The 22,602-nt window shown below is 68.1% G+C and carries 19 protein-coding genes and 1 pseudogene; 8 read left to right on the top strand and 12 right to left on the bottom strand.

Going from position 1 to position 22,602, the window contains the following annotated elements:
• Positions 1-38: 38 nt before the first annotated feature.
• From MBR110_RS12955 to MBR110_RS12935, 5 genes and pseudogenes are all read right to left on the bottom strand, one after another.
• On the bottom strand, positions 39-557 hold the full coding sequence (locus MBR110_RS12955; RefSeq protein ID WP_045579377.1) for a DUF1993 domain-containing protein: 519 nt from the start codon (positions 555-557) through the stop codon (positions 39-41).
• 211 nt (positions 558-768) lie between these two features.
• Positions 769-921: pseudogene (locus tag MBR110_RS12950) on the bottom strand (riboflavin synthase); the annotation flags it as partial.
• Between the two features lie 20 nt (positions 922-941).
• A complete protein-coding gene (ribD, locus tag MBR110_RS12945; RefSeq protein ID WP_014722623.1) occupies positions 942-2,063 on the bottom strand; it encodes a bifunctional diaminohydroxyphosphoribosylaminopyrimidine deaminase/5-amino-6-(5-phosphoribosylamino)uracil reductase RibD in 1,122 nt (373 codons plus the stop codon).
• A gap of 14 nt (positions 2,064-2,077) precedes the next feature.
• A complete protein-coding gene (gene hemL / locus MBR110_RS12940) occupies positions 2,078-3,361 on the bottom strand; it encodes a glutamate-1-semialdehyde 2,1-aminomutase (RefSeq protein WP_059733967.1) in 1,284 nt (427 codons plus the stop codon).
• A 223-nt stretch (positions 3,362-3,584) separates the two neighbouring features.
• A complete protein-coding gene (locus tag MBR110_RS12935; protein WP_011883662.1) occupies positions 3,585-4,037 on the bottom strand; it encodes a hypothetical protein in 453 nt (150 codons plus the stop codon).
• Positions 4,038-4,319: 282 nt separating this feature from the next.
• Between MBR110_RS12935 and MBR110_RS12930 the strand changes: the two genes are divergently transcribed.
• Positions 4,320-5,537 (top strand): Bcr/CflA family multidrug efflux MFS transporter, encoded by a 1,218-nt coding sequence (locus MBR110_RS12930; protein WP_059475594.1) that lies wholly within the window; start codon positions 4,320-4,322, stop codon positions 5,535-5,537.
• Positions 5,538-5,657: 120 nt separating this feature from the next.
• Here MBR110_RS12930 and MBR110_RS12925 read toward each other — a convergent pair whose 3' ends face one another.
• The 3 genes from MBR110_RS12925 to zwf all read right to left on the bottom strand — a co-directional run bounded on the left by MBR110_RS12925 (position 5,658) and on the right by zwf (position 9,788).
• Positions 5,658-7,586, bottom strand: a complete 1,929-nt coding sequence (locus MBR110_RS12925; RefSeq protein ID WP_011883666.1) for a bifunctional transcriptional regulator/glucokinase — start codon at positions 7,584-7,586, stop codon at positions 5,658-5,660.
• Entirely contained in the window at positions 7,564-8,244 is a 681-nt protein-coding gene (gene pgl, locus MBR110_RS12920) for a 6-phosphogluconolactonase (protein ID WP_046425163.1), read from the bottom strand. The genes MBR110_RS12925 and pgl overlap by 23 nt, the downstream gene beginning before the upstream one ends.
• A 74-nt stretch (positions 8,245-8,318) precedes the next feature.
• Positions 8,319-9,788 (bottom strand): glucose-6-phosphate dehydrogenase, encoded by a 1,470-nt coding sequence (zwf, locus tag MBR110_RS12915; protein ID WP_011883670.1) that lies wholly within the window; start codon positions 9,786-9,788, stop codon positions 8,319-8,321.
• A gap of 427 nt (positions 9,789-10,215) precedes the next feature.
• On the opposite strand from zwf, the gene MBR110_RS12910 reads away from it, so the two are divergent.
• The 4 genes from MBR110_RS12910 to MBR110_RS12895 all read left to right on the top strand — a co-directional run bounded on the left by MBR110_RS12910 (position 10,216) and on the right by MBR110_RS12895 (position 14,616).
• Positions 10,216-11,463 (top strand): ABC transporter substrate-binding protein, encoded by a 1,248-nt coding sequence (locus MBR110_RS12910; protein WP_011883672.1) that lies wholly within the window; start codon positions 10,216-10,218, stop codon positions 11,461-11,463.
• Between the two features lie 138 nt (positions 11,464-11,601).
• The gene (locus tag MBR110_RS12905; RefSeq protein WP_011883674.1) at positions 11,602-12,540 is read left to right on the top strand and encodes a carbohydrate ABC transporter permease; all 939 of its coding nucleotides are present in this window, start codon (positions 11,602-11,604) and stop codon (positions 12,538-12,540) included.
• Entirely contained in the window at positions 12,530-13,387 is an 858-nt protein-coding gene (locus tag MBR110_RS12900; protein ID WP_011883676.1) for a carbohydrate ABC transporter permease, read from the top strand. Before MBR110_RS12905 ends, MBR110_RS12900 begins: the two co-directional genes overlap by 11 nt.
• Before the next feature lie 110 nt (positions 13,388-13,497).
• Positions 13,498-14,616, top strand: a complete 1,119-nt coding sequence (locus MBR110_RS12895) for an ABC transporter ATP-binding protein (protein WP_011883678.1) — start codon at positions 13,498-13,500, stop codon at positions 14,614-14,616.
• 110 nt (positions 14,617-14,726) lie between these two features.
• On the opposite strand, the gene MBR110_RS12890 is transcribed toward MBR110_RS12895, so the two are convergent.
• From MBR110_RS12890 to trxB, 3 genes are all read right to left on the bottom strand, one after another.
• Positions 14,727-15,350 carry a trimeric intracellular cation channel family protein gene (locus MBR110_RS12890; protein WP_011883680.1) on the bottom strand — a complete coding sequence of 208 codons (624 nt, stop codon included), beginning with the start codon at positions 15,348-15,350 and terminating at the stop codon, positions 14,727-14,729.
• Positions 15,337-16,116, bottom strand: a complete 780-nt coding sequence (locus tag MBR110_RS12885) for a Smr/MutS family protein (RefSeq protein ID WP_014722631.1) — start codon at positions 16,114-16,116, stop codon at positions 15,337-15,339. The genes MBR110_RS12890 and MBR110_RS12885 overlap by 14 nt, the downstream gene beginning before the upstream one ends.
• A 149-nt stretch (positions 16,117-16,265) precedes the next feature.
• Positions 16,266-17,228 (bottom strand): thioredoxin-disulfide reductase, encoded by a 963-nt coding sequence (trxB, locus tag MBR110_RS12880; RefSeq protein ID WP_014722632.1) that lies wholly within the window; start codon positions 17,226-17,228, stop codon positions 16,266-16,268.
• A gap of 429 nt (positions 17,229-17,657) precedes the next feature.
• On the opposite strand from trxB, the gene MBR110_RS12875 reads away from it, so the two are divergent.
• From MBR110_RS12875 to MBR110_RS12865, 3 genes are all read left to right on the top strand, one after another.
• Positions 17,658-19,967, top strand: a complete 2,310-nt coding sequence (locus MBR110_RS12875; protein ID WP_034194112.1) for a DNA translocase FtsK — start codon at positions 17,658-17,660, stop codon at positions 19,965-19,967.
• A 46-nt stretch (positions 19,968-20,013) separates the two neighbouring features.
• On the top strand, positions 20,014-20,703 hold the full coding sequence (gene lolA / locus MBR110_RS12870) for an outer membrane lipoprotein chaperone LolA (RefSeq protein WP_059566955.1): 690 nt from the start codon (positions 20,014-20,016) through the stop codon (positions 20,701-20,703).
• Between the two features lie 168 nt (positions 20,704-20,871).
• Positions 20,872-22,182, top strand: a complete 1,311-nt coding sequence (locus MBR110_RS12865; protein ID WP_011883689.1) for a replication-associated recombination protein A — start codon at positions 20,872-20,874, stop codon at positions 22,180-22,182.
• 28 nt (positions 22,183-22,210) lie between these two features.
• On the opposite strand, the gene MBR110_RS12860 is transcribed toward MBR110_RS12865, so the two are convergent.
• Positions 22,211-22,477 carry a DUF2164 domain-containing protein gene (locus MBR110_RS12860; protein WP_045579370.1) on the bottom strand — a complete coding sequence of 89 codons (267 nt, stop codon included), beginning with the start codon at positions 22,475-22,477 and terminating at the stop codon, positions 22,211-22,213.
• Positions 22,478-22,602 lie beyond the last annotated feature (125 nt).

The following is a 22,602-nucleotide window of genomic DNA, read 5'->3' as shown; positions in this document are numbered from 1 at the left end:
CCGTCGCGCCCGGTGTCACGTGTTCGTCACGCAGGGCATCAAGCGTGGTCGTTGCGGCCGCCGAGGTAATCGAGCTTGCCGAGTTCGACGCCGTTGTGGCGCAGGATGCCGTACGCGGTCGTCACGTGGAAGAAGAAATTGGGCAGCACGAAGTTCAGCAGGTAAGACTGGCCGGTGTACTCGATCGGGCCGACGCGCATCTTCAGCACGATCTGGCGCGCTTCGCTGCCGTCGATCTGGGCTGCGTCGAAGCTCTTCAGATAGTCGATCGTCTTCTGGACGCGCGCATGCAACTCGTCGAACGACTGTTCGACGTCCGGATAGCTCGGGATATCGACGCCGGCAAGCCGCGCGGCGCAGCCCTTGGCCGTGTCGGTCGCGATGTATACCTGGCGCACGAGCGGCAGCATGTCCGGATAGAGGCGTGCGCCGATGAACACCGACGGATCGATCTGCTTCTCGGCCGCATGCGCCTGCGCCTTGCCGAGGATGTGCTGCAGGTTGGTGAGGCCGCGGATCAGGACGGGCAGCGAAGCCTGATACATCGAGATGGACATGGAAACGACTCCTGGTGGAAAAGGGAGCAGCCGGTACGCGGCGTGGCGCCGAATCCGCTGCCGTTGCATCTTAGCGCGACGCGCCGGCGCGTGCGCGCCGTTGGCCGTCCGGCCAGGTGTCGGCACGCGCCGCCGACGGCCATCGGACGACCGCGGGCCCGCGCCCGTCGCATCAGTCCCGGTGCAGGCTCTGCGACGCGCAGATCATCCGCTCGATCGCGATGCTGTGGCCGAGTGCGCCATCGGGGAGGTGGAGGCCGCCTGCGTGCACGGTCAGCCGCACGCAGGCGTCGGCGTCGTCCGGCGCGCCGAGCGGCCGGCGCGATTCGATGCGGCCGACGGCCGCGACGATGCCGGTGAGCATCGCGACGGCGAAGGCGCCGTTCAGTGGGCGCCCGCGGGCGGCGCGACGCGCGCGACGATCCGCAGATCGTCGCCGACCCGCTCGACGCTGTGGAACGCCAGCCGCGTGCGGCCGTCGAGGCTCGTCGGCGCGGCGAGATCGAACATCGCGGCCGCGTCGCTGCCGAGCAGGCTCGGCGCCAGATAGACGAGCAGCTCGTCGACGCACTGCTCGCGCAGCAGCGAACCGTTCAGCTTGTGGCCGGCCTCCACGTGCAGCTCGTTGACGCCGCGCGCGCCGAGCGCCGCAAGCATTCCGGGCAGATCGACCTTGCCTTGCAGGTTCGCCAGCGACACGACTTCGGCGCCGCGCGACTGCAGCACGTTCGCGCGGATCTCGCCGGCGGCGTCGAGCCGGCCGCAGAAGATCAGCAGCGGCGCGCCTTCGAGCAGCCGGGCGTCGAGCGGCAGGTCGAGCCGGCTGTCCACCAGCACGCGCTGCGGCTGACGCGGCGTGTCGATGCCGCGGACGGTCAGGAGCGGATTGTCCTCGCGCACGGTGCCGATGCCGGTGAGGATCGCGCACGCGCGCGCACGCCACGCATGGCCGTCGAGACGCGCGGCCTCGCCGGTGATCCATTGGCTTTCGCCGGACGGCAGCGCGGTGCGCGCATCGAGCGAGGCGGCGGTCTTCATCCGCACCCACGGACGTCCGCGCGTCATCCGCGACACGAAGCCGATGTTCAGTTCGCCGGCTTCGTACGCGAGCAGCCCGCAGCGTACGTCGATGCCCGCGTCGCGCAGCATCCCGAGGCCGCGCCCGGACACCTGCGGGTTCGGGTCTTCCATCGCCGCCACGACCTTCGCGACGCGCGCGTCGATCAGCGCGTTCGCGCACGGCGGCGTGCGGCCGAAGTGGCTGCACGGCTCGAGCGTCACGTAGACGGTCGCGCCGGCCACGTCGCAGCCGCGCGCGCGCGCGTCCTTCAGCGCTTGCACTTCCGCGTGATCCTGGCCGGCCGGCTGCGTGAACCCTTCGCCGATCACGTCGCCGTCCTTGACGATCACGCAGCCGACGCGCGGATTCGGCGCCGTCGTATACATGCCGCGCGCCGCGAGCGCGAGCGCGCGTTGCATGTGCGCGAAGTCGGTATCGGAGAACATGCGCGCGGGCCCGGTCAGGCGGCGAGCGCCGCGAACGCGCGGCGCGCGGCGGCGAGCGTCGCGTCGATCACCGCGTCGTCGTGCGTGCTCGACACGAAGCCGGCCTCGTACGCGGACGGCGCGAAGTACACGCCTTCGTCGAGCATCAGATGGAAGAAGCGATTGAAGCGTTCGACGTCGCTCTTCGTGACTTCCGCGAAGCTCGCCGGCACGCGCTCGGCGAAGTACAGGCCGAACATCGCGCCGATCGAGTCGGCCGCGAACGGCACGCCGGCCGCGCGCGCTTCCGCCGCGAGGCCGTCGGCGAGGCGCTTCGTCTGCGCGGTGAGCGCGTCGTAGAAGCCGGGCGCCTGGATCAGCTGCAGCGTCTTCAGGCCCGCGGCGACCGCGATCGGATTGCCCGACAGCGTGCCGGCCTGGTACACGCCGCCGAGCGGCGCGAGATGGGCCATGATGTCGCGGCGGCCGCCGAACGCGGCGGCCGGCATCCCGCCGCCGATCACCTTGCCGAGGCAGGTGAGGTCGGCCGCGATGCCGTAGTGCTGCTGGGCGCCGCCGAGCGCGACGCGGAAGCCGCACATCACCTCGTCGAAGATCAGCACCGCGCCGTGCTTCGTGCACAGCGCGCGCAGCGCGTTCAGGAATTCCGGCGTGCCGCGCACGAGGTTCATGTTGCCCGCGACGGGCTCGACGATCACCGCGGCGATTTCGTCGCCGAACGCGCCGAACGCTTCCTCCAGCGCGGCGACGTTGTTGTATTCGAGGACGGTCGTGTGCTTCGCGATGTCGGCGGGCACGCCGGCCGAGGTCGGATTGCCGAACGTCAGCAGGCCCGAGCCGGCCTTGACCAAGAGGCTGTCCGCGTGGCCGTGGTAGCAGCCCTCGAACTTGACGATGCGGCTGCGGCCCGTGAAGCCGCGCGCGAGCCGCAGCGCGCTCATCGTCGCCTCCGTGCCGCTCGACACCATCCGCACCTGCTCGATCGACGGCACCAGCTTGCAGATTTCTTCGGCGATCTCGATCTCGGCCTCGGTCGGCGCGCCGAACGAGAAGCCGTCGGCGAGCACGCGCTGCACGGCCGCCAGCACTTCCGGATGGACGTGACCGACGATCATCGGGCCCCACGAGCCGATGTAGTCGATGTACTGCTTGCCATCGGCGTCCCAGAAGTGCGGGCCCTGCGCGCGCGCCACGAAGCGCGGCGTGCCGCCGACGGAACGGAACGCGCGGACGGGCGAGTTGACGCCGCCCGGGATGGTCTTCTGGGCGCGTTCGAAGAGGATCTGGTTGTTGGACATGAGCGAAACCTGAGAGAAGGGCGCGGGGGCCTCGTGCACGGGCCGCGGCGCCTGGGCGGAACGATCGTCTGATTGTACCGGAGACGCACGCGGCGGGCCCGGCGCGCGCGCTGCGGCCTTTGCGCGCGCGATGCGGGCCGGCGCGCACGGGGCCGGCCGGGGCGATGCGGCACGCTTTTCGGCCAGCTTCTCGGCTCGAATCTCGGCCAGCTTATGGACCCGTTTACCGGCGCGGCTTGCGCTTGCCGGTCAGCTCCGCCCAGCGCTTTTCCAGCGGACCTTCGACCATCGGCTTGATCGACGTGCCGGAGCTCTGTGCATCCCAGGTCTGCACCGAGTACGGATGCACGCGCAGCGCGTCGCGCGGGATCATGACGTCCTGATGCGCGTCGACGAGCCAGTCGTAGACGAAGTCGATGCACAGCCGGTAGCCGCGCTTGGTCGTCGCGTCGGGCACCTCGTACGGCGCGCGCGTCACGTAGCCGGAGCCGAACACGCCTTTCGGCGCCTGCGCGACGCGGTGCAGGAACACGCGGTCGCCCGGCACGATGCCGCGTGCGAAGCCGCAGCCCCATACGTCGTGCACGGCGTCGCCGGCCTTCACGCGCGCGGCGACGTCGGGCAGTTCGGGCCACGGCCATTTCTTGGGGCTCCAGATCAGCAGGAAGGCGGTCATCGGTTCGGTCGTGCGTCGATTGGGTCGGATGGGGGCAGCGGCGAGCGGCAAGCTTAATACGATTGAGACGACTCGGCTCGGGCGCGCGGGCGAAGCGCGCAACCGCCCGTACGCGCGCGAAGCCACAGCGCGTGCGTTCGCGGCCCTACGCCGACACCGGCCGACGGCCGGCGGCGCGAAAAGTTGCGCGTACAATCAAGGGCCGATGCGCCGCCCGCGGCGCGCTCCGTCGTCTTCACCGCCACGCGCGTCGCTGCGCGCGGGCTCCCATTGCGGATACCCATGTCCCACGTCGTCCGGCGCCGGCCCGATGCCCGGCTGATCCTGTTGCTCGGTGCGCTCGCCGCCTGCGGGCCGATTGCCACCGACATGTACCTGCCGAGCCTGCCGTCGATCGCCGACGGCTTCTCCGTGAGCGCCGGCGCCGCCCAGCGCACGCTCACGAGCTTCATGGCCGGCTTCTCGATCGGCATGCTGCTGTACGGCCCGCTGTCCGACACCTGGGGCCGCCGGCCCGTGCTGCTCGGCGGCATCGCGCTATTCACGCTCGCGAGCATCGGCTGCTTCGTCGCGGGCTCCATCGACATGCTGATCTTCGTGCGCTTCCTGCAGGCGCTCGGCGCGGGCGCTGCGTCCGTGCTGGCCCGCGCGATCGCGCGCGACGCGCACGAGCCGACCGATGCGGCGAAGGTGCTGTCGATGGTCGCGATCGTCACCGCGGTCGGGCCGCTGCTCGCGCCGCTGATCGGCGGCCAGATCCTGCGTTTCGCCGGCTGGCGCGGCGTGTTCGTCGTGCTGGCGTCATTCGGCGCGCTGTGCGCGGCGACCGCCTACCTGCGCGTGCCCGAAACCTGGCCGAAGGAACGGCGCAAGAGCGCGGCCGTGCTCGCATCGTTCGCGTCGTACGGGCGCATCCTGTCCGACCCGGTCGCGTGGGGGCACATGCTGTGCGGCGGGATGGCGTTCGCGTCGATGTTCTCGTACATCACCGCGACGCCGTTCGTCTACATCGAGTACTTCCACGTCTCGCCGCAGCACTACGGGCTGCTGTTCGGGCTGAACGTCGTCGGCATCATGATCGGCAACTTCGCGAACACGCGGCTGGTGGGCAGCGTCGGCTCGCTGCGCATCATCGCGGCCGCGTCGCTCGTGAGCTGCATCGCGTCGCTCGCGGTCGCGCTCGTCGCGCTGACGGGGTGGGGCGGGCTGTGGTCGATCGTCGCGTGCCTGTTCTTCGTGGTCGGCGTAGTCGGCATCCTGTCGGCCAACTGCACGACCGACCTGATGCATCGCTATCCGCACAACGCGGGCGCATCGGCGGCCGTGTTCGGCGCGATGCAGCTCGCGCTCGGCGCGCTCGCGAGCGTCGCGATCGGCGCGCTTGCGGACGGCACGCCGTTCGCGATGGGCGTGACGATCGGCGTGTGCGGCGTGCTGTGTTTCGTCGGCCGCTGGTTCGTGCTGCGCTGGCATGGCCGGCCGGTGAAGGCCGACGCCTGACGCCCGACGCGCCGCGGCTGCGGCCCGCCATGAAAAACGCCACCGGCGCAGCGCGCGCGGTGGCGTTTCGTTTTGCGGCGCGCGCACGGCGGCGAGCGCCGCCGACCGCTGCCGAGCACCTCAGTCGCGCGCGACGTCCTTCGCCGCCGGCGACGCGCCGTGGCTCAGCCAGTCGAGCACGTCGGCCGTTTCGTCGTCGCTCGCGCGCGCACGCGCCTGCGCGACAGCTTCCGGCAGTTCGCCGGCGGTCGACGCGCGGCGGATCGCGACGCCGACCGCGAGGATGTCGATCATCACCAGATGCAGGATCCGCGAGATCATCGACAACTGCGACTCGCGCATCTCGATGTGGTCGGTTTCGAGCGCCACGGTTGCGCGCTTCGCGAGCGGCGTGTTGCTCGACGTAATCGCGATCACCTTCGCGCCCGCCTGCATCGCGACGTCGAGCACGCGCAGCAGCTCGGGCGCGCGCCCCGATTTCGACACCGCGACGATCACGTCCCCCTTGCCGAGCAGCGCGGCCGACGCGGCCTGCATGTACAGGTCGCCGTAGGCGATCGTCGGAATCCCGAAGCGGAAGAACTTGTAGTGCGCGTCCTGCGCGACGATGTTCGAGTTGCCGAGCCCGTAGAACTCGATGCGGCGCGCGCCGTTCAGGATCTCGATCGCGTTCTCGACGTGCTCGAAGTTCAGGTGTTCGCGCAGCTGCAGGATCGCCGACACCGTGTTGTCGAGCACCTTCGCGCCGAAGTCGGTGGCCGTGTCGCCGAGATGCACCTGGCTGTGGCTCATCGGAATCGTGCCGGTGAGGCCGGTCGCGAGCTTCAGCTTGAAGTCCGACAGCCCTTGGCAGCCGAGCGAGCGGCAGAAGCGGATCACCGTCGGCTGGCTCACGTCGGCCTTGCGCGCGATATCGACGATCGGGTCGTTGATGATCGAGCGCGGATGGTTCAGCGCGAGATCGGCGACGCGGCGCTCGGCCGGCGTCAGCGCGTCGCGCATCTGGCGAATCCGCTCGAACACCGCCGACGACGCACCGCCCGAGCGGTTCGACAACTGCTCCGCGAGGATCGCCGACACGCCGAGGAACGCCGGATATTCGGCGGTGATCAGGTAGGTCGGGATGTTCTGCAGATAGTGCGCGAAGCGGCCCTTCGCCTCGAAGCGCGCGCGGAACGACGAGCGCGTGAACAGCTCGCCGAGCTTGAGCGCGACGCCGCCGCCGATGTAGACGCCGCCGAGCGCGCCGAGCGTGAGCGCGACGCTGCCCGCGAACGAGCCGAGAATGCCGCAGAAGCATTCGACCGTCTCGAGCGCGAGTGCTTCGCCCGCGTGCGCGCGCTCGACGATGTCGGCCGTGTCGACGCTCGCGGCGACGCGCTTCTTGTCGCGCGCGGCGAGCGCGCGATAGATGATCTCGATGCCGGGGCCTGCGCACACCCGCTCGAACGACACGTGCGGAAACTTCTTGCGCGCGTACTGCAGCACGAGGTCCTCGCGCTCGTCCTGCGGCGCGAACGAAGCGTGGCCGCCTTCGCTGCCGAGCGCGATCCAGCGGTCGTCCGCCGGGATCAGGCCCGACACGCCGAGCCCGGTGCCCGGGCCGAGCAGCCCGATCACGCTGTTCTGGCGCCGCGTGCCGCCGCCGATCTGCACGCGCTGCGCATCGGTGAGGCCGGGCAGCGCCATCGCGAGCGCGGTGAAGTCGTTGACGACGAGCAGCGTGTCGAAGCCGAGCGCGCGGCGCGTCGCCTCGATCGAGAAGCTCCAGTCGTGGTTGGTCATCGTGACCTGGTCGCCGTCGACCGGGTTCGCGATCGCGATCGCCGCGTGGTTCACGCGGGCGATCTTCACGTCCTTCAGATACTTGCGGATCGCGTCGGTGAGCGTCGGATAATCGGCGCCCGGATAGACGCGGATCTGCGTGATCTCACCCGGGCCGGTTTCCAGCGCGAAACGCGCGTTGGTGCCGCCGACATCCGCGAGCAGGCGCGGGCCGTCGGCATGCTGACCCGCGACGACGGCCTTACTTTGCGCACCAGTAGACATCGAGCTGGGTCCCCTTGTCGTTGGCCAGTTGGGAAATCGCGTTGTGCTGCAGCGTTGCGGCCGCGGCTTCGAGCACGTCGCGTTTGCGGGCGCCTGCGATCAGCAGGAACAGCCGGTCGACGCGCTTGAGCGCATCGAGCGACAAGCTCACGCGCGCATGCGGCGCGGCGCCGGGATGAACCGCGACGAAACGCTCGCGGGTCGTGATCGCGTGCTGCCATTCGGGCGCGTCGGCGAAGATCGACGCGGTGTGGCCGTCCTCGCCCATGCCCAGCACCGCGACGTTCGGCACGCGATGGTCGGCGTTCGCATTGAGCGCGGCGACGTGCGCGTCGAGCGGCACGCGCGTGTCGACGAGCGGCAGGAAGCGCGCGGCGCGCGCCGCGTCCTGCAGCAGCGTGTCGCGCACGAGTTGCGCGTTGCTGGCCGGGTCGTCCTCGGGTACCCAGCGGTCGTCGACCAGCGTCACGTCGACACCGGCCCAGTCGAGGGCCGTGTGCGACAGCGTGTGCAGAAACGGGCGCGGGCTGGTGCCGCCCGACACCGCGAGCGTCGGGCGCGCGGGGCCGGCGAGGGCCGCGCGCAGCGCGTCGCCGACGGCGCGTGCGAGCGCTTCACTTTGCGCTTCCTGGGTGTCGAAAGCGTGGATCTCAATCACATCTCCTCCGGACTGCTTTGTCTGTTCAATTCATGTGAACCATCTGACACGGTGGCGCGCGCCACCGGTCTGCATCAGTTTTCCTCTTCGAGCCAGCAGGTGCCGTGCTGCGCGAGCATCGCGCTCGACGCAGCCGGCCCCCACGTGCCCGCCGCGTACGGCTTCGGCGGCTTCAGCGTGCGTGCCCATTCATTCAGGATCGGCTCGACCCAGCGCCATGCGGCTTCCTGCTCGTCGCGGCGCACGAACAACGCGAGGCGGCCGTTGATCACGTCGAGCAGCAGGCGCTGATACGCCTCCATCTGCCCTTCCTTGAAGAACCGGTCGAACGCCAGATCGAGGTGCACGCTCGCGAGGTTCATGCCTTCGCCCGGCTGCTTCGCGAGGCAATACAGGCGAATCGTCTCGTTCGGCTGCAGCCGGATCACCAGGCGGTTCGAGCCGGGGCGCAGCGCGGGCGCGCCGAGCGCCGAGTGCGGCACCGGCCGGAAGTTGACGACGATCTCGGCGACGCGATCGGCCAGACGCTTGCCCGTGCGCAGGAAGAACGGCACGCCGGCCCAACGCCAGTTCTCGATCTCGACCTTCAGCGCGACGAAGGTTTCGGTCGGGCTGTCGGGCTTCACGCCTGGCTCGGTCGCATAGGCCGGCACCTGCGCGCCCTTGATCACGCCCGCATGGTACTGGCCGCGCACCGCGACCTTGCCGATGTCGCGCGGATCGATGGGCTTCAGCGCGCGCAGCACGCGCAGCTTCTCGTCGCGCACCGAGTCGGAATCCATCGAATGCGGCGGCTCCATCGCGACGATCGACAGCAGCTGCAGCAGGTGGTTCTGCACCATGTCGCGCAGCGCGCCCGTATTGTCGTAGAAATCGCCGCGCGCCTCGACGCCGAGTTCCTCGGCGATCGTGATCTGGATGCTCTCGACCCATTCGCGGCGCCACAGCGGCTCGAACAGCGCGTTGCCGAAGCGCAGCGCGAGCAGGTTCTGCACCGGCTCCTTGCCGAGGTAGTGGTCGATCCGGTAGATCTGATCTTCCGCGAAGATCTCGCCGACCGCGTCGTTGATCGCGTTCGACGAGCGCAGGTCGTAGCCGAGCGGCTTCTCCAGCACGATGCGCGCGCCTTCGTTCAGCCCAACCGACGCGAGCGCGTTGCAGATCGGCACGAACAGCGACGGGCCGGTCGCCAGATAGAACACGCGGATGCCCGCGTGCGGCGCCACCGCGTCGCGCAGCACGACGTAGTCTTCCGCGCGGCCGAGATCGAGCTTCACGTATTCGATGCGCGCGAGGAAGGACTTCCACGCGCTTTCGTCGAACGCCTTGCCGGCCGCCTTCACCGCGTGCGGTTTCACGTGCGTGTCGACCCATTCGAGATAGCCGGCCTGATCCGATTCGTGTCGCGCGACGGCGACGATCCGGCCGCCTTCCGCGAGCATGTTGCCGCGGTGCGCTTCGAACAGCGCGGGCAGGATCTTGCGCATCGACAGGTCGCCGGTGCCGCCGAAAAGGACGAAAGTAAAGCTGGAATCGGTATGCATGTGTCTCCGCCGGTTGGGGTGCTGGGAAGCGATCCGTAGTGCGATAAAAATATTTTTGACACTGAATTGTAGTTTAACTACAATCCGCCGCAAGGGGTAGCACCTGGGTGAAGAAAAAAACATGTGCGGTCGACGAACTGCACGAGCTTCGCCGGTGGAGCGCCTTGTGCCGAATGTTATCGGACATTGGCGGTGCGCATGGTTCGCGCGCCGTCGCCCCGGGCTCGCGTCGCGGCATTGCGGCGGGCCAGAAACACAAAGAGGAGACACGCCGTTGAATCTCGATTCACGCTTTCTGTAAGAGCCCGGCCGGTCATCGGCCCCGTACGCTGCATGCGTCCCGCGGCTCGATTTCCCCGTCGTTTATCAAGAAGCCGGTTCCCCGCGGGGAACTTCAAGAGTTGATTCAGTCTGGAGGAGATAAGTAATGAAAGTTCGCTCGATCATGGGCGCGCTCTGCGCCGCGGGTCTGATGGCTGGCGCCGTGGCGGCGCAGGCGGCCGAGAACGTTACGGTGCTGCACTGGTGGACTTCGGGCGGCGAGTCGAAGGCCGTCGGCGTGCTGAAGGACGACCTGCAGAAGCAGGGCTACGTGTGGAAGGACTTCGCGGTCGCAGGCGGCGCGGGGGCGGCGGCCATGACGGCGCTGAAGACCAAGGTGATCAGCGGCGACGCACCGTCGGCCGCGCAGATCAAGGGCCCGCTGATCCAGGACTGGGCCGACCAGGGCGTGCTCGTCAACATCGATTCCGCCGCCACCGACTGGAAGCAGAACCTGCCGCCGGAAATCGACAAGATCATCAAGTACAAGGGCCACACGGTCGCCGCGCCGTTCTCGGTGCACCGCGTCAACTGGCTCTACGTGAACAAGGCCGCGCTCGACAAGATCGGCGCGAAAGTCCCGACCACCTGGCCTGAATTCTTCGCGGTCGCCGACAAGCTGAAGGCCGCGGGCATCCAGCCGGTCGCGATGGGCGGCCAGCCGTGGCAGGACCTGACGCTGTGGGAAGACGTCGTGCTGTCGCAGGGCCCGGCGTTCTACAAGAAGGCGCTGGTCGATCTCGACCAGGCCACGCTGACGTCGCCGCAGATGCTGTCGGTGTTCGACACGGTGCGCAAGATCCAGGGCTACTTCGACACCGGCCGCAACGGCCGCGACTGGAACCTCGCGACCGCGATGGTGATCAACGGCAAGGCCGGCATGCAGTTCATGGGCGACTGGGCGAAGGGCGAGTTCGAGAACGCCGGCAAGAAGGCGGGCAAGGACTACATCTGCGCGCCGGTGCCGGGCACCGCGAACGCTTACACGTTCAACGTCGACTCGTTCGTGTTCTTCCAGCAGAAGGGCGAGAAGAACGCGACGCCGGGCCAGCTCGCGCTCGCGAAGACGATCATGACGCCGGCGTTCCAGGAGCAGTTCAGCCTGCTGAAGGGTTCGGTGCCGGTGCGTCTCGGCGTGAAGATGGACAAGTTCGACGACTGCGCGAAGAAGTCGTATGCCGACGAGCAGACCGCGATCAAGTCGGGCGGGTTCGTGCCGTCGCTCGCGCACGGGATGGCCCAGGGCGACGCGACCGCCGGCGCGATCACCGACGTCGTGACGAAGTTCATGAACTCGCAGCAGGATTCGAAGAGCGCGGTCGCCGCGCTCGCGAAGGCCGCGAAGGTCAAGTAACGCGCGACGGGCGCCCGGCCGCACACGCATCGTCGGCCGGGCGTTTTTGCATGTGCAGCAAACGGGCTCGCCCGCGAGCCCGTGCCGTACCCGGCGCCGGCCCGGCCTGCGCCGCCCTCGTTCCAGGAGTCGAATCAAGTGGCTGCCCCTCTTAGCGGAAACGGATCCGGCGCTGCCGTCGCACGGCGCACGTCGCCGATGTCGGCCTTCGCCGATCGCTGGATCCCGAAGCTCGTGCTCGCGCCGAGCCTCGCGATCGCCGTGGTGTTCATCTACGGCTTCATTCTGATTACCGGCTATCTGTCGCTGACCAACTCGCGGCTGTTGCCGAACTACGAATTCGACGGCTTCGGCCGCTATACGGACCTGTTCCAGAACGACGTGTGGTGGACCTCCGCCGCGAACCTCGGCTGGTTCGGGATTCCGTTCATCGCGATCTGCGTCGGGCTCGGGCTGTTCCTCGCGATCCTGCTTGACCAGCGGATCCGCAACGAAGGCGCGCTGCGCGCGATCTTCCTGTATCCGATGGCGCTGTCGTTCATCGTCACCGGCACCGCATGGCAGTGGATCCTGAACCCCGGCCTCGGCCTCGAGAAGGTGATGCACGACTGGGGCTGGACGAGCTTCTCGTTCGGCTGGCTCGACGATCCGGACAAGGCCATCTTCTGTATCGTGATCGCGGCCGTCTGGCAGTCGACCGGCTTCGTGATGGCGCTGTTCCTCGCGGGGCTGCGCGGCGTCGACGCGGAGATCTTCAAGGCCGCGCAGGTCGACGGCGCGACGCTGCCGACCATCTACCGCAAGATCGTGATCCCGAGCATGCGCCCGGTGTTCTTCTCGGTGCTGCTGATCCTCTGCCACATCACGATCAAGACCTTCGACCTGGTCGTCGCACTGACGGCGGGCGGCCCCGGCACGTCGTCGTCGCTGCCGGCCATGTTCATGTACACGTTTTCGTTCAACCGCGGCCAGCTCGGGCTCGGCGCGGCGTCGTCGGTGATGATGCTCGCGACCGTGGTCGCGGTGCTGGTGCCGCTGATGTATATGGAATCGAGGAGCACCCGCAATGCAGCCTAAGATGACGATCAGCCGGGCAGTGATCTATGCGGCGCTGATCCTGTTCGCGCTGTATTTCCTGTTCCCGATCTACGTGATGCTGTCGACCTCGTTCAAGGATCTCGACCAGCTGCGCACCGGCAACCTGCTGACGCCGCCGTCGCACTGGACCTTCGATCCGTGGGTGAAGGCGTGGAGCGGCGCGTGCACCGGCGTGCGCTGCGACGGCATGAAGCCGTTCTTCCTGAACTCGCTGCAGATGGTGATCCCGGCCGTGCTGATCTCGTCGCTGATCGGCGCGTTCAACGGCTACGTGCTCACGCACTGGCGCTTTCGCGGCGCCGACGCGCTGTTCACGATGATGCTGGTCGGCTGCTTCATTCCGTTCCAGGTGATCCTGCTGCCGATGGCGCGCCTGCAGGGGATGCTCGGCCTCGCGAACACGATTCCGGGCCTGGTGTTCGTGCACGTCGTGTACGGGATCGCATTCACCACGATGTTCTTCCGCAACTTCTACGTGAGCGTGCCGGCCGAGCTCGTGAAGGCCGCGCGCATCGACGGCGCGGGCTTCTTCACGATCTTCACGAAGATCCTGATGCCCGTGTCGCTGCCGATCTTCATGGTCTGCCTGATCTGGCAGTTCACGCAGATCTGGAACGACTTCCTGTTCGGGATCGTGTTCTCCGGCGTCGACTCGATGCCGATCACGGTTGCGCTGAACAACCTCGTCAACACGTCGACGGGCGTGAAGGAATACAACGTCGACATGGCCGGCGCGATCATCGCCGCGCTGCCGACGCTGCTCGTCTACGTGGTCGCCGGCCGCTACTTCGTGCGCGGGCTGACGGCGGGCGCGGTGAAGGGGTAAGCGGCTCCATCCGATACGACGAACCGGCCGCGCCGCGCGCGCGGCGCATCGAAACGAACCCGAAGCGGCGCCCGTGTGCGCCGCGCGAGACGAGACAGAGGATTCACAGCATGGCAAGCCTTTCCATCCGTGACGTGTACAAGACCTACCCGAACGGGGTGCCGGTCCTGAAGGGTGTCGACATCGAGATCGAGGACGGACAGTTCCTGATCCTGGTCGGCGGGTCGGGCTGCGGGAAGTCGACGCTGCTCAACATGATCGCCGGCCTCGAGACGGTGACGAGCGGCGAGATCTGCATCGACGGCAAGGTCGTCAACGACCTGTCGCCGAAGGATCGCGACATCGCGATGGTGTTCCAGTCGTACGCGCTGTATCCGTCGATGACGGTGCGCGAGAACATCTCGTTCGGCCTGAACATCCGCAAGGTGCCGAAGAGCGAGCAGCAGCAGATCGTCGAGCGCGTGTCGGCGATGCTGCAGATCCAGCATCTGCTCGATCGCAAGCCGGGCCAGCTGTCCGGCGGCCAGCGGCAGCGCGTCGCGATGGGCCGCGCGCTCGCGCGCGATCCGTCGCTGTTCCTGTTCGACGAGCCGCTGTCGAACCTCGACGCGAAGCTGCGCATCGAAATGCGCGCCGAAATCAAGCTGCTGCACCAGCGTCTCGGCACGACGATCGTCTACGTGACGCACGACCAGATCGAGGCGATGACGCTCGGCGACCGCATCGCGGTGATGAAGGACGGCGTGGTCCAGCAATTCGGCGCGCCGCAGGACATCTACGATTCGCCGTCGAACCTGTTCGTCGCGGGCTTCATCGGCGCGCCGCCGATGAACTTCATCAACGGCAAGCTCGTCGAGCAGGGCAGCGGCGTCGCGCTCGAGATCGACACGGGCCTCGCGCGCAGCGCGCTGCACCTGCCGTTCGACGCGCAGCGCATGAACGGCCACGTCGGCCGCGAGGTGATCCTCGGGCTGCGTCCGGAGCGCATCACCGACGCGCGCAACGCCCATCACGGCGAGGCGTCGAAACTGCAGCCGATCGACGTGCGCGTCGACGTGACCGAGCCGACGGGCCCGGACACGCACGTGTTCGCGCAGGTGAACGGCAAGCGGATCGTGAGCCGCGTGCATCCGGCCGCGAACCCGCAGCCGGGGCAGACGCAGTCGCTGCTGTTCGACGTGTCGAAGGCGGTGCTGTTCGATCCGGCGTCGGAAGAGCGGATCGCGTGACGCAGCGCGTGCGCTGATGCGCTGAATGAAACGGAACGGGGCCGTCGATGGACGGCCCCGTTCGTTTTCGGGCGCCGGCGCGGCACGGCATAGGGTGGGGCGCGACGATGTCAGTGCGGCAGCCGCACGTCGAATTTGAACGTCGCCAGCCGCGCGACGAGAATGAAGCCGGTCGCGAGCAGCACGCTGTACACCGAGTCGTACTGCAGCCATGCGAGCAGCAGATAGAACCAGCAGCCGGCGAACGCGCAGGTCGCATAGGGGCGCGAATCGCGCAGGATCAGCGGGATGTCGTTGCACAGCACGTCGCGCACGATGCCGCCGACCACGCCGGTGATCACGCCCATCATCACCGCGATGAAGCGCGGCATCTCGGCGTCGAGCGCGATCGCGGTGCCGGAGATGCTGAAGATGCCGAGCCCGATCGCGTCGGCGACGAGCAGCAGGCGCTCGGCCGACAGCCGCGACAGCATCCGCAGCACGAACGGCGCGAACAGCGCGAGCACGAAGATCGCGATCACGTAGTCGTCGTGCACGACCCAGTAGAACGGCCGGCGTTCGAGCAGGATGTCGCGCAGCGTGCCGCCGCCGAACGCGGTGGCGAGCGCGACGACGAACGTGCCGACCGAGTCGAGGCGGTTCTTGCGCGCCTCGATGAAGCCGGAGATCGCAAACGCCAGCGTCGCGATCGCCTCGAGGATCGAGATCGCGAGCGTGAGCCTAGGATGCGGCACGCGGCCCCCGATCGGCCGGCGACGCGGGCGGCTGCAGCAGCACGAGCACCGCGCCGGCGCCGCCGTCGTGGCCGCGCGCCTCGCAGAACGCGATCACTTCTTCCTTCTGCACGAGCCACGCGCGCACCTTGCCCTTCAGCACCGGCTCCTTGCCGATCGAGCCGAGCCCCTTGCCGTGGATCACGCGCAGGCAGCGCAAGCCCTTCTTGCCGGCTTCGCGGATGAATTCCGCGAGCGCGTCGCGCGCCTCGTCGCGCCGCATCCCGTGCAGGTCGAGCTGCGCCTGCACGATCCATGCGCCGCTGCGCAGCTTGCGCACCACGTCACGGCTGATGCCGGGGCGGTGGTAGTACAGCGATTCGTCGCTGTCGAGCAGCGTTTCGGGATCGAATTCGTCCGACAGCGTCGCGTTCAGCACCGCTTCCTCGTCGCGCTGCGTCTGCTTCGGCACCGGGTCGGGCGGCGTGCGGCCGGCGCTCGCGCGCGGCGGCGCGTTCAGCGGCCGGATCGCGCCGATTTCATTGCGGAACAGGTTTGCGTCGGCCTCCGCCTGGCGCGTGGCCTTCGCGGCTTCGACGCGCGTGCGTTCGCGCCGTTCGGCTTCGCCTTGCAGCGACTTGCGCAAGGCGCCGAGGCCGGCGAGGCCCTGGCCGCGCAAGGCGGCGGCGTCGAGCGCGGGTGGCGGCGCGGCGGGCGCGGGGGTCACGGGGCGGGCGGCGATCTGCCGCTTCGCGGGATCGCTCGGGTGGGGCTGGTTCTTCGCCATGATTCGATAACGGGGCAGGCGCGTTCGGGCGCGCGGGCACAAAAAAACCGCTGCGCGACGGCAGCGGTTGTTCGGTCGAGCCCGCTCGGCGGCAGCGAACGCCATTGTAGCGCCGTGCTGCCGCGGGGCCCGCGGCTCGTTTTTCGCGCTTACTTCTTGTCGTGCAGGGTTTCGAGGTAGCGCTGCGCGTCGAGCGCGGCCATGCAGCCGGTGCCGGCGCTGGTGATCGCCTGGCGGTAGACGTTGTCCTGCACGTCGCCCGCGGCGAACACGCCCGGCACGCTGGTCGACGTCGCGTTGCCCTGCAGGCCGCTCTTCGTCAGGATGTAGCCGTCCTTCATCTCGAGCTGGCCCTGGAACAGGTCGGTGTTCGGCTTGTGGCCGATCGCGACGAACACGCCCTGCACGGTCAGGTCCTGCGTCGCGCCGGTCTTCACGTTCTTGATGCGCAGGCCCGTGACGCCCGACTCCTCGCCGGTCACCTCGTCGAGCACGTGATCCCACTTGATGTCGACGACGCCTTCCTTTTCCTTCTCCAGCAGCCGGTCGATCAGGATCGGCTCCGCGCGGAACTTGTCGCGGCGGTGGATCACCGTGACCTTCTTCGCGATGCCCGTCAGGTACAGCGCTTCTTCGACGGCCGTGTTGCCGCCACCGATCACCGCGACCTCCTGGTTGCGATAGAAGAAGCCGTCGCAGGTCGCGCAGGCCGACACGCCCTTGCCCATGAACGCTTCCTCGGACGGCAGGCCGAGATACTGCGCCGATGCGCCGGTCGCGATGATCAGCGCGTCGCATGTGTATTCGCCCGCGTCGCCGACCAGCCGGATCGGCTTCTCGTGCAGCTTCGCGGTGTGGATGTGATCGAACACGATCTCGGTGTTGAAGCGCTCGGCGTGCTCCTGGAAGCGCGCCATCAGTTCCGGACCTTGCACGCCCTTCGCGTCCGCCGGCCAGTTTTCGACGTCGGTCGTCGTCATCAGCTGGCCGCCCTGCGCGATGCCGGTGATCAGCACCGGAGACAGGTTGGCGCGTGCCGCGTAGACGGCAGCCGTGTAGCCGGCAGGGCCGGAACCGAGAATCAGGACTTTGGCGTGTTTGGGCGTGGACATGTGCGAATCCGTAAAAGGCGGCCGCGGCGTGCGGGACAAGGCTCGCCGGACGGTCTGGGTTGACCGGTATGCCGTCATAGATGGGTATCAGACGCGCATTATAAAGGCCCCGTTGCGGCACTGCCGAACGAGAGTTTCAATCGCGGCGATAGCGTGTGGCGGCGGCACGTACCGGGCCAAGCACGCGGCGGCCGGCAGGAGCGGGGGAGCGCGGCGCAGGCGGCTGCCCGGCCGCCTGTCGCGGCGCGTTGCCGCATGCGCGAATGTGATGCACGCGTGGCGTTCGGCGTGCGCGCAGGCGGCGCCTCAGTGCGCGTTCGTCTTCGCGCGATGTAACCGTCATTTACACTTGGCGGCGCAGTGCAGCGTTTACAATAAGCGGGAACGAACGACAGGCGGGCGCGCGGCCCGCCATCTTTATACGGATTCATGGCAAAAGCTCCTTATTCCGCCCAGGCACAGGCGTTGCCGCACCGGATGTCGAAGCTCCTCACGGAGATCCGCTGGATTCTCCAGGTCGCGCTCTGCGCTTTTCTGGTGATGGCCCTGCTGAGCTACAGCCGGCGCGATCCGAGCTGGACGCATGCTGCGCAGGTCGATCACATCTCGAACTGGGCCGGGCGCGTCGGCGCGTGGACGGCCGACATCATCCTGCTGCTGTTCGGCCTGTCGGCCTACTGGCTGATCGTGCCGCTCGGGCGGCGCATCGCGGTCAACTACCGGCGCATCACGCGTCACGAGGCCGTCGTCGACGAGCCGGAGCGGCCGATCGGCTGGCTTACCGAGATCTTCGCGTTCGTGCTCGTCGTGCTCGCGTGCGACGGCATCGAGGCGTTGCGGATGTGGTCGCTGAAGGTGCAGTTGCCGCGCGCGCCGGGCGGCGTGATCGGCGAGGCGGTGGCCGGCGCGATGTCGCATGCGTTCGGCTTCACCGGCGGCACGCTGCTGCTGCTGGTCCTGCTGGCGATCGGGCTGTCGCTGTATTTCCGCTTCTCGTGGCTGTCGGTCGCCGAGCGCGTCGGCGGGGCGATCCTGTCCGCCGTCAACGTCGCGAAGCTGCGCCGCGAGGCCGAGCGCGACCGCCGGCTCGGCGAGGCCGCGGCCGTGCGCCGCGAAGGCAAGGTCGAGGAGGAGCGCGTGCGGATCGAGGATCACGAGCCCGTGACGATCGTGCCGCCGGTCGTCACGCCGGCGAAGTCCGAGCGCGTCGAGCGCGAGCGCCAGGTGCCGCTGTTCACCGACCTGCCCGGCGATTCGACGCTGCCGCCGGTGTCGCTGCTCGATCCCGCGCCGAAGGCGCAGGAAGCCATTTCCGCCGACACGCTCGAATTCACGTCGCGCCTGATCGAGAAGAAGCTGAAGGACTTCGGCGTGGAGGCGAGCGTCGTCGCCGCCTATCCGGGCCCGGTCGTCACGCGCTACGAGATCGAGCCGGCCACCGGCGTGAAGGGCAGCCAGATCGTGAATCTCGCGAAGGACCTCGCGCGCTCGCTGTCGCTCGTGTCGATCCGCGTGGTCGAGACGATCCCCGGCAAGAACTACATGGCGCTCGAGCTGCCGAACCAGCGCCGTCAGACGGTCCATCTGTCGGAGATCATCGGCTCCGAGGTCTATGCGGCCGCGTCGTCGGCGCTGACGCTGAGCCTCGGCAAGGACATCGGCGGCAAGCCGGTGTGCGCCGATCTCGCGAAGATGCCGCACCTGCTGGTCGCCGGCACGACGGGCTCCGGCAAGTCGGTGGGGATCAACGCGATGATCCTGTCGCTGCTGTACAAGGCGACGGCCGAGCAGGTGCGCCTGATCCTGATCGATCCGAAGATGCTCGAAATGAGCGTCTACGAAGGCATTCCGCATCTGCTGTGTCCGGTCGTGACCGACATGCGCCAGGCCGGCCACGCGCTGAACTGGACGGTCGCGGAGATGGAGCGCCGCTACAAGCTGATGAGCAAGCTCGGCGTGCGCAACCTGGCCGGCTACAACAACAAGATCGACGAGGCGGCCAAGCGCGAGGAGAAGATTCCGAACCCGTTCAGCCTGACGCCGGACGAACCGGAACCGCTCGGCCGGCTGCCGAACATCGTCGTCGTGATCGACGAGTTGGCTGACCTGATGATGGTCGTCGGCAAGAAGGTCGAGGAGCTGATCGCGCGGATCGCGCAGAAGGCGCGCGCGGCCGGCATTCATCTGATCCTCGCGACGCAGCGTCCGTCGGTCGACGTGATCACCGGGCTGATCAAGGCGAACGTACCGACGCGCATCGCGTTCCAGGTGTCGTCGAAGATCGACTCGCGCACGATTCTCGACCAGATGGGCGCCGAATCGCTGCTCGGGATGGGCGACATGCTGTACCTGCCGCCCGGCAGCGGGCTGCCGGTGCGCGTGCACGGTGCGTTCGTCGCCGATGACGAGGTGCATCGCGTCGTCGAGAAGCTCAAGGAGCACGGCGAGCCGAACTACGTCGAAGGTCTGCTCGAAGGCGGCACCGTCGACGGCGACGAAGGTTCGGCCGGCGCGGGAACCGGCGAAGGCGGCGGCGAGTCTGATCCGCTGTACGACCAGGCGGTCGAGATCGTCATCAAGAACCGCCGCGCTTCGATCTCGCTCGTGCAGCGTCATCTGCGGATCGGCTATAACCGCGCGGCGCGGCTGCTCGAACAAATGGAACAGTCGGGGCTCGTGTCGGCGATGTCGTCGAGCGGCAACCGCGAAATTCTTGTGCCGGCGCGCGACGCGGAATGAGTCCGCGGCGCCCGAGGCGCCGGCCACCCACGGAGAAAACCGGATCATGCAGCAACATTCGTTCGTTCCTTCCCTTCGTTCGACGCGGCGCTGGCTCGGCGCGGCGCTCGCCGGCGCATCGCTGATGCTCGCGGCGACGCACGCGTTCGCGGGCGGCACCGAACAACTGAAGGCCTTCGTGTCGCAGGTGCGCTCGGCGAGGGGCGATTTCACGCAGCAGATCGTCAAGGCGCCGGCCAAGGGCGCGAGCGCCGCACAGGTCGCGCCGAAGCCGAACGACAACTCGAGCGGCACGTTCGTGTTCGCGCGCCCCGGCAAATTCATCTGGACTTATCAGAAGCCGTATCAGCAGGTGCTGCAGGCCGACGGCGACAAGCTCTACGTGTACGACCGCGACCTGAACCAGGTGACCGAGCGCAAGCTGAACGGCGCACTGGGCGCGAGCCCGGCCGCGATCCTGTTCGGCAGCAACGATCTCGACAAGAACTACACGCTGCGCGACGCGGGCGAGAAGGGCGGCATCGACTGGCTCGAAATGCTGCCGAAGGCGCAGGACACGCAGTTCCAGCGGATCGGCATCGGCTTTCGCAACGGCACGCTCGCCGCGATGGAGCTGCACGACGTGTTCGGCAACGTGACGCTGCTCACGTTCACCAACATCCAGACGAACCCGCCGCTGAAGAACGATACGTTCAAGTTCGTCGTGCCGAAGGGCGCGGACGTGATCAACGGCTGACCGGCATCGCGCCGTTTCGCTGCACGGGCCTGCCGGCGACGGCGGGCCCGTGCTGTTTTGGCGCGCCGCGCTTGCGGCCGCGCGCACCGCCGCCGGGTCGTGCGGCTGTCATAATGGCGGGTCCGGCGGCCGTCGCGGCCGCCACCGTTTGATCTGGAGCGAGGGTTCATGTCCGACCTGTTTCAAGTCGAGCCGCGCCGACCGCTCGCCGAGGCGCTGCGGCCGAAGACGCTCGCCGAAGTGATCGGCCAGACGCATCTCTTGGGCGAAGGCAAGCCGCTGCGCCTCGCCTTCGAATCCGGCAAGCCGCATTCGATGATCCTGTGGGGGCCGCCGGGCGTCGGCAAGACGACGCTCGCGCGCCTCACCGCGCTCGCGTTCGACTGCGAGTTCATCGCGCTGTCCGCGGTGCTCGGCGGCGTGAAGGATATCCGCGAGGCGATGGAGCAGGCGAAGGACACGCTGAATCGCACCGGCCGCCACACGATCCTGTTCGTCGACGAAATCCACCGCTTCAACAAGGGGCAGCAGGATGCATTGCTGCCGTTCGTCGAGTCGGGGCTCGTGACCTTCATCGGCGCGACCACCGAGAATCCGAGCTTCGAGGTCAACTCGGCGCTGCTGTCGCGCGCTCAGGTGTACGTGCTGAAGTCGCTCGACGACGACGAGATGCGTCAGCTGCTCGAGCGCGCGCAGCAAATTGCGCTCGACGGCCTCGCGTTCGACGACAAGGCGGTCGATACGCTGATCGGCTATGCGGATGGCGACGCGCGGCGCTTCCTGAACCTGCTCGAGCAGGCGCAGACGGCCGCGTCGTCCGCGCGCGTGACGACGATCGACGCCGATTTCGTCAGCAGCGCGATGACGCTGAACGCGCGCCGCTTCGACAAGGGCGGCGACAATTTCTACGACCAGATCTCGGCGTTGCACAAGTCGGTGCGCGGTTCGAGCCCGGACGGTGCGCTGTACTGGTTCTGCCGGATGATCGACGGCGGCGCCGATCCCAAATATCTCGCGCGGCGCATCGTGCGGATGGCATGGGAAGACATCGGCCTGGCCGACCCGCGCGCGCTGCAGATCGCGAACGATGCGGCCGAAACCTACGAACGGCTCGGCTCGCCGGAAGGCGAACTGGCGCTCGGGCAGGCGGTGATCTATCTCGCGTGCGCGGCGAAGAGCAATGCGGGCTACAACGCGTTCAACCAGGCGATGGCGTTCGTCAAGCAGGACAAGTCGCGCGAGGTGCCCGTGCACTTGCGCAATGCGCCGACCAAGCTGATGAAGGAGCTCGGCTACGGCCATGCGTATCGCTACGCGCACGACGAGCCGAACGCGTATGCGGCCGGCGAGACCTATCTGCCGGACGGCATGCGCGAACCGCACTGGTACAAGCCGGTGCCGCGCGGGCTCGAATCGAAGATCGCCGAGAAGCTCGCATGGCTGCGCGAGCTCGATCGCGACGCCGGCAAGAAGGATTGAGCGGCCGGCCGCGACGGGCCTCGGCACATCAGCGCCTGCGGCCCGGCTGCTTGTTCCAGTATTCGAACGGCTCCGCGTGGCATTCGATGTCGAGTTCGGCGACGCGTGCGTGCAGCCGCTCCTGCGCGTCCGCGATCGCGAGGTTGTAGATCGCCGGCGCGATCTCCTCGACGAAGAAGTGCAGCAGCGCACCGGCCTGGATGTTGCCGATCGGCTCGTCCATGTTTTCGGTGAAATAGCGTTGCAGCGATGCGATCGCGCGCTCGCGTACGTCCTTGTCCAGATCGATGGCCATCGGGTTGCTCCGTTGAGGGTGGTGCGGGTGCACGCGTTGCCGGCGACGTCGCGTGCGGCCGGCGCGGCACAGACGCGGGTGCGCCGCCGGATCCGATACTGCCACGCGGCCGGCTATTTGCGGTA

It is taken from the genome of Burkholderia sp. MBR-1 (assembly GCF_013822785.1).
GTDB classification, from domain to species: Bacteria; Pseudomonadota; Gammaproteobacteria; order Burkholderiales; family Burkholderiaceae; genus Burkholderia; species Burkholderia vietnamiensis.
The sequence above is the reverse complement of the archived record's forward strand: the minus strand, read 5'-3'. Positions and strand labels throughout refer to the sequence as shown.